This is a genomic window from Allorhizobium sp. Av2 (assembly GCF_021462805.2).
Lineage (GTDB): Bacteria > Pseudomonadota > Alphaproteobacteria > Rhizobiales > Rhizobiaceae > Allorhizobium > Allorhizobium vitis_G.
In genome coordinates this window covers 3,500,001-3,513,058 of sequence record NZ_CP192696.1, presented here as the reverse complement: position 1 = coordinate 3,513,058, position 13,058 = coordinate 3,500,001, and the positions used below count along the sequence as shown (strand labels likewise).

At 55.2% G+C, this 13,058-nt stretch carries 6 protein-coding genes, 1 tRNA gene, 2 rRNA genes and 2 pseudogenes (1 of these 11 only partly in view); 5 read left to right on the top strand and 6 right to left on the bottom strand.

The features are described 5' to 3' along the window. Positions 1-74: 74 nt before the first annotated feature. Entirely contained in the window at positions 75-923 is an 849-nt protein-coding gene (locus FS819_RS16345; RefSeq protein ID WP_234624747.1) for a MurR/RpiR family transcriptional regulator, read from the bottom strand. A 254-nt stretch (positions 924-1,177) separates the two neighbouring features. On the opposite strand from FS819_RS16345, the gene iolG reads away from it, so the two are divergent. Both iolG and FS819_RS16335 read left to right on the top strand, forming a co-directional pair. Next, complete coding sequence (iolG, locus tag FS819_RS16340; protein ID WP_156548869.1) at positions 1,178-2,167, top strand: inositol 2-dehydrogenase; 990 nt, start codon at positions 1,178-1,180, stop codon at positions 2,165-2,167. A gap of 227 nt (positions 2,168-2,394) precedes the next feature. After that, positions 2,395-3,399 carry a hypothetical protein gene (locus FS819_RS16335; RefSeq protein WP_156549389.1) on the top strand — a complete coding sequence of 335 codons (1,005 nt, stop codon included), beginning with the start codon at positions 2,395-2,397 and terminating at the stop codon, positions 3,397-3,399. 81 nt (positions 3,400-3,480) lie between these two features. Here FS819_RS16335 and FS819_RS16330 read toward each other — a convergent pair whose 3' ends face one another. Then, entirely contained in the window at positions 3,481-4,512 is a 1,032-nt protein-coding gene (locus FS819_RS16330; protein WP_156548867.1) for a LacI family DNA-binding transcriptional regulator, read from the bottom strand. A 162-nt stretch (positions 4,513-4,674) separates the two neighbouring features. On the opposite strand from FS819_RS16330, the gene FS819_RS16325 reads away from it, so the two are divergent. Next, positions 4,675-5,622 (top strand): dihydrodipicolinate synthase family protein, encoded by a 948-nt coding sequence (locus FS819_RS16325; RefSeq protein ID WP_197434083.1) that lies wholly within the window; start codon positions 4,675-4,677, stop codon positions 5,620-5,622. Between the two features lie 317 nt (positions 5,623-5,939). Next, the gene (locus FS819_RS16320; protein WP_156548865.1) at positions 5,940-7,322 is read left to right on the top strand and encodes an MFS transporter; all 1,383 of its coding nucleotides are present in this window, start codon (positions 5,940-5,942) and stop codon (positions 7,320-7,322) included. Positions 7,323-7,489: 167 nt separating this feature from the next. Here FS819_RS16320 and FS819_RS16315 read toward each other — a convergent pair. Continuing rightward, positions 7,490-8,512: pseudogene (locus FS819_RS16315) on the bottom strand (IS5 family transposase); the annotation flags it as partial. A 65-nt stretch (positions 8,513-8,577) separates the two neighbouring features. Here FS819_RS16315 and FS819_RS16310 point away from each other — a divergent pair. After that, a pseudogene (locus tag FS819_RS16310) lies at positions 8,578-9,803 on the top strand (IS3 family transposase). Between the two features lie 261 nt (positions 9,804-10,064). On the opposite strand, the gene FS819_RS16305 reads toward FS819_RS16310, so the two are convergent. The 3 genes from FS819_RS16305 to FS819_RS16295 form a co-directional block, all read right to left on the bottom strand. After that, a tRNA-Met gene (locus FS819_RS16305) sits at positions 10,065-10,141 on the bottom strand. 130 nt (positions 10,142-10,271) lie between these two features. Continuing rightward, a 5S ribosomal RNA gene (gene rrf / locus FS819_RS16300) occupies positions 10,272-10,386 on the bottom strand. Between the two features lie 340 nt (positions 10,387-10,726). Next, a 23S ribosomal RNA gene (locus tag FS819_RS16295) occupies positions 10,727-13,058 on the bottom strand; it runs 467 nt beyond the window's last position.

Below are 13,058 nucleotides of genomic sequence, written 5' to 3'. Positions count from 1 at the left end.
CTCCCGGAAGGTCATTCTATTATCGCTTAAAAATGGACTATATATTCTATTTCTGAGCCCATCAACACAAATGTTCAGTCCTGTTGTCGGGCCGTTCCCACCGCAACCGAGAGCGCAATGGCCAGACAGAGCGTGGCAGAGAGTGAGCGAAACGCCCCAAAATCCACCTCGGCGACTGAGAGGGTTATTGCCCCCAGTTTGCGAAGCGGATTGACCACAGTATCGGTAATCGCCACCACAGAAATACCTCGCGCTGAGACCTGCTCAACCAGATCCAGCGTCTCGGTCGAATAGGGCGCAAAGGTAATGGCCAGCACCACATCGCCCTCGCGGATGGCATGCTGGCTTTCCAGCTTGCCAACGCCACTGTGCAACATGGCTGGAACTGCCATTTTTTCAAAAGCATAGGCAATATAGCTTGCCACCGGAAAGGAGCGGCGCAGGCCGACAATATGGATCATTCCAGCCGTGCCGAGGCAGGCCACGGCCTTTTCCAGCAGTTGCGGATCGACCGTTTGCAGCAATCCTTCCAGCGATACGCGCCCCGCCTCGACAAACTCTGCCAAAAGCGCCGATGGGCTGCCAGATGCTGTTTCCCGCAAATGATGCAGGCGGGTGGAATAATCCGGCCAGCCACCGACGAAGGAATCCCGAAACAGCTTTTGCATCTCGGAAAATCCAGAAAAACCAAATATTTGGCAAAAGCGCATAAAGGCAGAGGGCTGCACGCCTGCCCCTTCCGCCATTTCGGCCACAGTCGAGACGGCAATGCGGTCCTTATTGGCGGCCACATAGTCCGCGCATTGCTTGAGCCGCTTGGGCAGCGTGTCCGAGACCTGCATCAGCCGCTCTTCAAACGCCTTGACGCTGTCGGGGGCTTTGATGCTGTCGGTATCGATGCCCTGCGGCATTGTGTCTGACATCATTGTTTCTGACATGGCGGATATAGGGCCTCAAGTGTTGGCACGGGGGTGGTAATGGCGTGAAACCTGTCGAGGCGGCATCACAGCCTGCCTTGACATAAACACGATCCCAATCTAGCAAAATAGAACGTATATTCCAAACGAGGAGTGACGCAAGAGCTGGCGATTGTCATGGTTCGTGTCGTTTGGTTTGAGATTTTAACGTGTCATGTGCTTTGCGCCCCATCGGGTGCAGGCCAGGGAGGAGAAGAACGATGGTAAAGAAACTGGCCCTTCTGGGCGCAGGCCGTATCGGCAAGGTGCATGCCAAGGCCATTGGCGAAGACAAGCGCGCCCAATTGGTGGCCGTTGCGGATGCTTTCCCAGAAGCCGCCAAGGCGATTGCCGATGCCTATGGTGCAGCGGTCAAGACCATTGAAGAGATTGAGGCCGATGCATCGATTGATGCTGTGCTGATCTGCACCCCCACCAACACCCATTCCGATCTGATCGAACGGTTCACCGCCGCTGGCAAGGCCGTGTTCTGCGAAAAGCCGATTGATCTGGATGTGAAGCGGGCAGAAGCCTGCGCCGAGGTGGTGCGTGCCAACGGCGGCAAGGTGATGCTGGGCTTTAACCGTCGTTTCGATCCCCATTTTCAGGCGGTTCGCAAGGCGATTGATGATGGCAAGATCGGCAAGGTCGAAATGGTCACCATCACCAGCCGCGACCCCGGTGCGCCGCCGCCAGACTATATCAAGGTCTCCGGCGGTATCTTCCGCGATATGACCATTCATGATTTCGACATTGCCCGCTTCCTGCTGGGTGAAGAAATCACCTCGGTCATGGCATCGGCTGCCGTGCTGGTAGATCCGAAGATTGGCGAACTGGGCGATTTTGATAGCGCCAGCCTGGTGCTGACCACGGCGTCTGGCCGTCAGGCGATTATCTCCAACTCGCGCCGCGCCACCTATGGCTATGACCAGCGCATTGAAGTCCATGGTTCGGAAGGCTCGGTAGCCGCTGAAAATCAGCGCCCGGTCTCCATTGAGATCGCCACCAAGGACGGCTACACCCGCCCGCCGCTGCATGATTTCTTCATGACCCGCTACACGGCGGCTTATGCGGCGGAAATCTCGGCGTTCCTTGACTTTACTGAAAACGGAAAGGCACCGTCTCCATCCATTGAAGATGGCTTGATTGCGCTGAAGCTGGCGGATGCGGCAGTTAAGGCTGCCAAGGAAAAGATCGTCGTTACGCTGTAATCGAGAGTGTCCCCAAAGGTTAATAGCCGGGTTTTTCCAAAACCCGGCTATTTGCAAGGCATGTTGCCAATCATCAATCCCTGAACATTCTTGACTGCATCATTCCTTAAATCTGACCCGATTTGAGGAGAGGATTATGCAGCAAATTTAGAGTGCTACAGCATCCTGCCAGTGGGTTTCAGCCTCGGTAAGATTCGCAAAGCAACGGATGTTTCAGGAAGATGCGCATGAAATTCACTCCCAATTTTTTCAAATTCATCAGACTTTTCTCCGTCTTCGCTTTATCATCGGCATCCTCCCTGGCAATGGCGTCAGAAGGACAATCACACCTTCCAGACTGGCTGAAAAACCATGCGGGAGAAGGAACCGGGCAGATCGCCCCTGTCGTCCTGGAGAGGGCGCGTGCGCTCTACCTGGAGAGAGTGGCGGAAGGGAAGGTCCGGAACGCGTGTTACTTCGCGATGGATGCCACACGACCAAACGACCGTACCGATAGCGTCTCCGGGGGCCGCTTCTATGTCATCTGCGAGGCGGAACAGTCCTTTCGGGTTATATCAGCGGGACATGGCGGCGGGCGCAATCTCGGGGGCGTGGTCAATTTTTCAAACGGACGAGAATGCGCCAAGAACTTTGGCAACGCCCTGGATTCAAATCTGACGGCGGGCGGCGCTTACATGACGAGCGAAATCAAGACGTCCTTCAAAGGCTACTACCGCACCTCGGCCAATCAGGAGTCTTTCCTGACGCGTTCTTTCGTACAGTTCGATGGAACCGGTGAGACCGCCAATGCCCGCCAGCGGGCTATTGGCGGGCATGCGGCGGCATTGGTCTCCGGGATTTGCATGCTGAAAAAGCCTGAGAGCAGCTATGCCAATCGAGATGGCTATGTCCCGCGCGGTAATCTCGTCACTTACCCCGCTGGTCGCAGTGACGGCTGCACAAGTTGGTCGCCCGACGATGCGCCTCAAGTCCTGTCGCTGGTCAAGGATAACCCCACAACCCTCTACATCTATCCTGAGTCGCGAGACATCAACGCAGTGTCCCGGGACTTGGCGGCAGGCCGATCCTCGTCAGCGAATAAGACCTATTGGAATAATGCCTGCCTGAAGGAAATTGGCACCCCGACATTCTGGCCCAAGGAAAAGCTCGAGCCGATTATCGCTCAATACAAGCAGGATCATCCCGCACCTCCACCCCGTCCCATTCCGATCTGCGACGTACCGTCTCACTGATACGAAGAGTCATTTTCAATGAATCTTCGTATCATTCCCTCCATCGGTTGAAAGAGAAAATTATGCAGCTGGCATAACGTGCTACAGCGCCGGCTTCGACGTCGATTTGCGCGGGATAAGCGTCGGAGCCGAGATCCGTATCCTGTCTTCAGCCGTGACCGCCTCACTCAGCAATAGATCCAAAGCATGCGATGCGATCTGGTCGAAGGGAACCCGGACCGTTGTCAGCGGAATGGGGAGATGATTGACGATCGGAATGTCATTATATCCGACCACGGAAACCTCATGGGGTACTGAAATTCCAAGACGCGAAAGGCCCGAGAGCGCGCCGATAGCCGTGTTGTCGTTGACGGCAAAGATTGCTGTCGGACGATTTTCCAACCGCATCAGACATTCTGCGGCTTCCGCGCCGGCGTCGATCCCGAAGGTCGATGGAACGATTGCCTCTGGAAAGACCGGAAGTCCTGCTTCTTGCATAGCCTGCTTGTAGCCTTCCACCCGCCCGACCGAGCTGGAAGCATAAGATGGCCCTGCAATCACCCCAATATGCCGATGGCCCAGGTCTATCAGGTGGCGTGTTGCCAGGTACCCGCCCAACCTGTCATCGCCCACGGAACAGAGGCTTGCACCAGCCGTGCGAAGTGCGAAGACATGGGGCACTCCCCGAGCGATGAGGTCGTCAGGAAAATCATCATCCAGACGCGCTGTCGACAGGATGAGCCCATCGACACCACGGTTCAAAAGTGATTCGGCAGCAAGCCTGTCTGCTCTTGGCTTGTCATCGGTTGTCGCGACAATTGCAAAGCGGCCACTTCTGCTACAGGCCTTGGCCAGCGATTCGTAAAGCATGGCCATGACCGTATCGGTCAAGCGGGGCACGATGATCCCGACAGTCATTGTGCTACCACGCCTCAAGCTCGCCGCCGAGATATCCCGCACATATCCCAGCTCTTCTGCAATCTTGCGGACGCGACGCGCCGTATCGTTATCGGAACGGGGAAGCCGCTCATCCAGAATGCGCGATACCGTCGATTTTGAGACACCGGCAGCCGACGCGACATCGAGAATTGTCACGCGTCCCAGACGCCCTGCATCTTCGGTCCTTACAGTCATTCCACATTCTCCGCTGAAGCCCTGCGCAATTGCAGTTTCAACCATGCATTAAAAAAAATATTGACTCCAGTAAAATCAGAACCGATATTGGGAACGTTCCCATTAACGATCCTATCGCCGGTCGCTAAAGCGGGCGGCGGCTATCTGAGGAGGAGATACCCGATGCAACCAATGGACATGAGAGGGCTCAGCCCGGCACCAGTCACTGCCTTCACCCGCGATGGCGAGGTTGATTATGCTGCCAATACCCGCATCGCCAAATGGCTTGCGGGAATGGACGGCGTGAAAAGCCTTGTCATTCTTGGTCATGCCGGCGAAGGCACTTTCCTGACGGAAGAAGAGCGATTGAAGCTCATCCGCACCTATGTAGAGGCCGTCGACGGTCGGATTCCGATCATTGCTGGTATCACCGGTGAAGGCACCCGGGTCGCAGCGGAAGAAGCCAAGAAGTGCAAGGCAGCCGGGGCAACTGGCGCATTGGTTTATCCTAACCATGGTTGGCTCCGGTTCGGCTTCCAGAAGGGCGCCCCACAGGATCGCTACAAGGCGATCTGGCAGGAATCCGGTCTGCAATGCATTCTCTTCCAGTATCCGGATGCGACCAAAGCGTCCTATGACCTGGACACCCAGCTTGCAATCGCGACCCAGGATGGCGTCGTTGCCACCAAGAACGGTGTGCGCAACATGAAGCGCTGGTACGTTGAGATCCCGGAGCTCAAAAAGGCCAATCCCAACCTTCAAATCCTGAGTTGCCACGACGAGTGGTTGCTGCCGACGATGTTCGATGTTGACGGCCTGCTCGTCGGTTACGGAAATATCGCCCCGGAGCTCCTGATCGACCTGATCAAGGCGGGCAAGGCGCAGAACTATCCCGAAGCACGCAAATTTTTCGAGCAACTCCTTCCGGTTACCCGAGCCGTGTACCATCGGGGTTCTCACATGGAGGGCACCGTGGCTCTCAAGCTCGGTCTCGTCCATCGTGGCGTTCTGGAGCACGCCACAATCCGCGAGCCCCTGAAGAATCTCGGCGAGAAGGCTGAAGCTGAAATCTTTGCGGCCTTCGATGCTGCCGGAATCGGTCGCGTTGAGCAACTGATGGCGGCCGAATAGTCCGCAACTCCCCGCTTGTCATACCAAGGCGTGACGATGCTTTCGCATCTTCGCCTTGCTGGCAACAAAGGAATACGAACGGTCATTTCAATGATCGTTCGTATCAGGCGGGGGCATTCCAAGGGGAGGATATTGCGGCCGCATCTGGGAGTGATGCACCGCATCCGCACCGACTGCTATGCTTGGTGCGCACCTCACCGTGAAGAGCCGCGTCTTCCGGATTCTCGGTCATCCTGTGTCCAAATCCAGAAGTCGAGACGATCAACGCGTAGGTTCGACGCCGGCTGGGAGAATGAGCCAGGCAGAGGGAGGATATCATGAATATTGAACAACGGATCACGGCGGCGTCGCCGCTTGTTGACCCGCAAGCTGAAATTAGTGCGCGCCTTGAAAGGCTGCCCGTCACCCGCGAGGTTTTCTGGGCGCGGAACATTGTCGGCGCTGCAACCTTCTTTGACGGCTACACCGTCATCGCAATCGCCTATGCCATGCCGGTTCTGGTTCGCGAATGGAACCTCACTCCGGGACAAACCGGCATGATCCTGTCCATGGGCTATCTCGGGCAGTTAATTGGCGCGGTCTGCTTCGGTTGGATGGCTGAAAAGATTGGCCGCTTGAAAGTCCTGCTGTTCACCATTCTGCTTTTTGTCAGCATGGATATTGCGTGCTTGTTTGCAGCAGGCGCCGGCATGATGATGGCATTCCGGTTCGTACAAGGCATTGGAACCGGCGGTGAAGTGCCGGTCGCCAGCGCTTATATCAACGAGCTGATCGGCTCAAAAGGGCGCGGCCGTTTCTTTCTATTATACGAGGTCATGTTTCTGCTTGGCTTGGTGGGCGCAGGCTTGATCGGATACTTCATGGTTCCGCTCTATGGTTGGAAAGCCATGTTCGCCGTCGGCCTGGTTCCCGCGATGCTGATGATCCCCCTGCGCTGGTTCCTGCATGAATCTCCTCGCTGGTTGGTTGCCAATGGTCGGTATGAAGAAGCTGATCGTATCGTCGCCAAGTTGGAGAACAGCGCCCGGGCCGCCGGCAACGAACTGCCTGAACCAAAAATCGTCGCCGCGCCCATGCGTCGCAAATCCGACTGGCGCGAACTGTTTCAGGGCATTTATCTGAAGCGCACGTTATCAATATGGGCGATGTGGTTCTGCGCTTATATGGTGGCCAATGGGACGATCACCTGGCTTCCGACCCTTTATCGCCAGACATTCAATCTTCCGCTGGAAACAAGTATCCTCTACGGCTTTATCACCTCGGTCGGTGGCGTCATCGCGGCGATTATTTGCGCATTGCTCATCGACAAAGTTGGCCGTAAACGCTGGTATACCGGCGCGCTTATGATCGCACCGATCCCGCTGATCATTCTCGCGTGGCTAGGAGCGACGTCAGCAATTCAGGTTCTGGTTCTCGCGGGACTTTCGTATGCGATTGTCCAGACTGTAACGTTTTCGCTGTACCTTTATTCCTCGGAGATCTACCCGACACGTCTGCGTGCGATCGGCACGGGCACAGGTAGCGCCTGGCTACGGCTCGGATCGTCGGCTGGCCCGATCGCTGTCGGCTGGGTGATGACCTCAATGGGCATCCAATATGTTTTCGGGGCTTTCGCGGTAATTCTGCTAATTGGTGCTCTCGTAACGGCTCTCTTCGCAGTGGAGACCAAAGACCGCGTTCTTGAGGAACTCTCTCCCTGACAATACGATCCCAGATGGCTTGGTCACTCACCCACCAAAGCCATCTGGACACCTCGATTTACCCCGATTTCCTGCGGTGATGGGGCGATCTGAGCCTACCGTCGCGTTTAGCGGCGATTTTTGAACTGTTGATTTCGGCATTCCTGCCCCTTGCGGGGCGGCAAGCGTCATGCGGCGACACGGCGACCTTCGTGGAACACGTATCGGAGCATGTTGTAGGCGATATTGGCCATGCCGATCTTCACCTTGGCCCTGCCAATCCCAATCGTTCGGATGAAGAGCTTCATCTTGTCCTTCTGCCTGGCAAAGACATGCTCGACAGCGGACCTGATCTTGGATCGTCGCCCGTTTGCCCGCGATATCGTTTCCGGCATTGGCCTGCCCTCTGGCTTTCGCTGGTGGATGTCCGACTTCAGGCCATTGTCTTTCAGCCAGTCCTCGTTGGTCTTGGAGCGATAGGCGCTATCGGCCCAGACCGTCGAGGCGGTATTGTCCTTGGTCACGACGTTCCTGAGCTGAGCGCCGTCATGGGCGCTCGCGCTCGTCGCCGTCCATCACCGGATGAAGCCATGCGCCCGGTCAATGCCCGCATGATTCTTGTAACCGAACATCGGAATGGCAATGTCGTGGGTCTTCGTTGGTGCTGATGTCGGGATTTCCGTCGGCTGCTTTGCTTTGGAATATTTCACAGTCCAACGCGCATCCCGATCCTTCTGGGCAAGTTTGGCGGGTTTCTCCTTCCAGTCCTGCGGTATCTCTCCGGCCTTGATCGCTTGCTTCTCGTCCTGGCTGTTGTGCTGCCTCAGTGCCTGGATGATCGTCGCATCGACGATCTGCCCGCCCTTGGCCAGATACCCGGACCGCGAGAGATGCTTGTCGAAACGTGCAAACAGATTGTCGATGGCACCGGCTCGTACAAGGCTTTCGCGAAACAGCCAGATCGTCTTGGCGTCCGGCACCTTGTCGGAAAGGCCGAGCCCCAGGAACCGCATAAACGAAAGCCGGTCCTGGATGACGAACTCGGCCTGGTCGTCGGAGAGATTATAGAGCGCCTGGAGCACAAGGATCTTGAACATCAGCACAGCCGGAAACGGCGGACGCCCGCCCTTTGATCCATCCGATCGCTTCAGCGCCTTGGCCAGCGGCTTCTCGAACACCGGCCACGGGATAATGCTGTTCAGCTTCTCGAGATGACCTTGCCCCGTTTAAATAATCCATTTTGAAGTAAGCTCTGGCCCATTGAGAGGACCAGGGAATGAAGCGCAACCGTTTTACAGACGAACAGATCATCGGCATTCTGAAGGAGCATGAGGCGGGCACGCCGGTCTCGGAGCTTTGCCGCAAGCGCGGTGTCAGTGATGCGAGCATCTACAAGTGGAAGGCCAAGTTCGGCGGCATGGACGTATCCGAAGCCAAGAGGCTGAAGAAGCTAGAAGATGAGAACGCGAAGTTGAAACGGCTACTGGCAGACGCCATGCTCGACAATGCCGCTTTGAAAGACCTTTTGGGAAAGAAGTGGTGACGCCCGCAGCCAAGCGGAAAGCTGTCGCACATCTGATAGATCATCACCAGATGAGCGAACCATTGCCCGGCAGGCGGTGTTTACACCGCTGAGAGGGGCGGGCGTGTAAAGCCATCGGCTTTTGCCGGATGACGATCCGTTATGAAACCAGGCGCAGCGATGACCATGATCTTCGCGAGCGAATGAAGGCGCTGGCGCATGAACGCCGCCGCTTTGGATATCGGCGCCTTCATGTGCTGCTCAGACGCGAGGGCCACCTTGTGAACCACAAGAAGCTCTTCCGGCTCTATCGGGAGGAGAGGCTTACTGTGCGCAAGCGTGGCGGACGTAAGCGGGCGATAGGCACCCGAGCGCCGATGTTGATCCCGACGGCTGCCAATGATCGCTGGTCGCTGGACTTCGTGTCGGATCAACTCACTGATGGCCGCAGGTTCCGGATTCTGACGGTCGTGGATGACTGCACAAGGGAATGCCTGGCTCTCGTCACCGATACGTCCCTTTCCGGGCTACGGGTTGCCCGTGAGTTTGATCGGATCATCGAAGCACGCGGCAAGCCGAAGATGATCGTCAGTGACAACGGCAGTGAGTTCACCAGTAACGCAATCCTGCATTGGGCGGATCGGACCAAAGTGGAATGGCACTACATCGCCCCTGGCAAACCAATCCAGAACGCTTTTATCGAAAGCTTCAATGGACGGCTACGAGACGAACTCCTGAATGAAACCCTCTTCTCGTCATTGATCCATGCGCGATCAGAGCTTTCAAATTGGCGAGGCGATTACAACGAGCATCGACCACACTCTGGACTTGGCTGGATGACTCCTGCCGAGTTCGCTCAAACCATCAACCCGCGACGTGATGCGGTGCTGCGCAGCCGAAATGGCTCCGCACCGCAACCCGCCGCTACCGCACCAAATACAGCAACCCAAAACCGCCGGAGCGAACTCAAAACTGGATAAAACTTGGGGGCAAGGTCACACAGTTTCGATATTCGGCATTTATTTTATTATTTTAGGTGAGTTTGAGTTGGCGGTTTATGATTGGAGAGGTTTTGGCTTGTTTTGGAATTTGAAGAGTTTGTGAGCGTGATGATTAAATTTGCGTGGGGGCTTTGTTAGGTCAAGATACCCTTGGCTTTGTGCAATTGGCCAATATGAAACCAAGCAACGCAAAAAAGCCCCTGCGGTTGAGGGGCTTTGATGGTATTGCGGTGATTTATTTGGTTGCGGGGGCAGGATTTGAACCTGCGGCCTTCAGGTTATGAGCCTGACGAGCTACCGGGCTGCTCCACCCCGCGTTATATTTTAGTGTATTTTTCAACGTAAGAAGGGTCGCTTTATGCGACCCTTTTTGTTGTCGGCAGGGCCGAATTTTTGGAGAGAAGATGATTGATTTGATTGATGTCTTTACAACATTGCCATTAGCAGACCTGGCAGCGACCTACTCTCCCGCGTCTTAAGACGAAGTACCATTGGCGCAGGGGCGTTTCACGGCCGTGTTCGGAATGGGAACGGGTGCGGCCGCCCCGCCATGACCACCAGGTCAGCTAAGGGCAATGTTGATGCTCTCGCATCAACATTGTTCCCTTTTCTTTGGCAAACCCATCTTCTTCGCTTGCGCTCAGAAGGGTGCCAAAGCGTTGATACGGAACCGTATTGATGCTTTGCATAATTGAGAAGCTGGTGGGCGTTGCCCGTTTTCTTATTGTGTGAACACGTCTTTTTTGTTTCCGTGGCCGTGACGAGCTCCGCTCGCAAGGCCAAGGGCCGTCGCACCTGATGGTGCGGGCCGTCCGCAGCGAAGGCTCAAAGAGCCGACAGCGTCAGGACAAAACAGATGGCATCATCAAAGCCGAAGGCTTTGATGAGCATGGTCAATGAGAACGATTAAGCCAATCGAGCTATTAGTAACGGTAAGCTTCGCAGGTTACCCTGCTTCCACACCCGTCCTATCAACGTGGTCGTCTTCCACGGCTCTGATAGGGAATACTCGTTTTCAGGTTGGTTTCCCGCTTAGATGCCTTCAGCGGTTATCCATTCCATATATAGCTACCCTGCTATGCCGTTGGCACGACAACAGGTCCACCAGAGATATGTCCATCCCGGTCCTCTCGTACTAGGGACAGATCCTGTCAATATTCCTACACCCACGGCAGATAGGGACCGAACTGTCTCACGACGTTCTGAACCCAGCTCACGTACCGCTTTAATTGGCGAACAGCCAAACCCTTGGGACCTGCTCCAGCCCCAGGATGCGATGAGCCGACATCGAGGTGCCAAACAACCCCGTCGATATGGACTCTTGGGGGTCATCAGCCTGTTATCCCCGGCGTACCTTTTATCCGTTGAGCGATGGCCCTTCCACGCGGGACCACCGGATCACTATGACCGACTTTCGTCTCTGCTCGACTTGTCAGTCTCGCAGTCAGGCGGGCTTATGCCATTGCACTCGACGACCGATTTCCGACCGGTCTGAGCCCACCATCGCGCGCCTCCGTTACTCTTTCGGAGGCGACCGCCCCAGTCAAACTACCCACCATACACTGTCCCGGATCCGGATAACGGACCGCGGTTAGACATCCATGACGATAAGGGTGGTATTTCAAGGATGGCTCCACTCGAACTGGCGTCCAAGCTTCAAAGCCTACCACCTATCCTACACATGCCGACACGAATGCCAGTGTAAAGCTATAGTAAAGGTGCACGGGGTCTTTCCGTCTGACCGCAGGAACCCCGCATCTTCACGGGGAATTCAATTTCACTGAGTCTATGTTGGAGACAGCGGGGAAGTCGTTACGCCATTCGTGCAGGTCGGAACTTACCCGACAAGGAATTTCGCTACCTTAGGACCGTTATAGTTACGGCCGCCGTTTACTGGGGCTTCAATTCAAAGCTTGCACCTCTCCTTTTAACCTTCCAGCACCGGGCAGGCGTCAGACCCTATACGTCGTCTTGCGACTTCGCAGAGCCCTGTGTTTTTGATAAACAGTCGCTACCCCCTGGTCTGTGCCACCCCTCTCCACTTGCGTAAAAAGGGGTCACGCTTCTTCCGAAGTTACGCGTGCAATTTGCCGAGTTCCTTCAACATAGTTCTCTCAAGCGCCTTGGTATACTCTACCTGACCACCTGTGTCGGTTTCGGGTACGGTCTATACGGTGGAGCTATTTCCTGGAACCACTCCACTGCACAATCAATCCAGTAAGACTGTACAATTTGTGTGATCCGTCACTACCACCAGGCCCACGAATATTAACGTGGTTCCCATCGACTACGCATTTCTGCCTCGCCTTAGGGGCCGGCTAACCCTGCTCAGATTAACTTTAAGCAGGAACCCTTGGTCTTTCGGCGAGGGGGTCTCTCACCCCCTTTATCGTTACTCATGTCAACATTCGCACTTCCGATACCTCCAGGATGTCTCACGACTGTCCCTTCACAGGCTTACGGAACGCTCCGCTACCACGTGCATTACTGCACATCCTCAGCTTCGGTGCATGGCTTTAGCCCCGTTACATTTTCGGCGCAAAGACCCTTATTTAGACCAGTGAGCTGTTACGCTTTCTTTAAATGATGGCTGCTTCTAAGCCAACATCCTGGTTGTTTTGGGATCCTCACATCCTTTCCCACTTAGCCATGACTTGGGGACCTTAGCTGGAGGTCAGGGTTGTTGCCCTCTTCACGACGGACGTTAGCACCCGCCGTGTGTCTGCCGATTAGTACTCTCAGGTATTCGGAGTTTGGTTAGGATCAGTAAGACGGTGAGTCCCCATAGCCCATCCAGTGCTCTACCCCCTGAGGTATTCGATCGACGCACTACCTAAATAGTTTTCGCGGAGAACCAGCTATTTCCGAGTTTGATTGGCCTTTCACCCCTAACCACAAGTCATCCCAATCTATTGCAACAGATGCGGGTTCGGTCCTCCAGTTGGTGTTACCCAACCTTCAACCTGCTCATGGCTAGATCACTCGGTTTCGGGTCTAATGCAACTAACTCAATCGCGCTATTAACACTCGCTTTCGCTGCGCCTACACCTACCGGCTTAAGCTTGCTAGTTACACTAAGTCGTTGACCCATTATACAAAAGGTACGCAGTCAGGCTTTCGCCCTCCTACTGTTTGTAGGCATCCGGTTTCAGGTTCTATTTCACTCCCCTTGTCGGGGTGCTTTTCACCTTTCCCTCACGGTACTTGTTCGCTATCGGTCATGCACGAGTACTT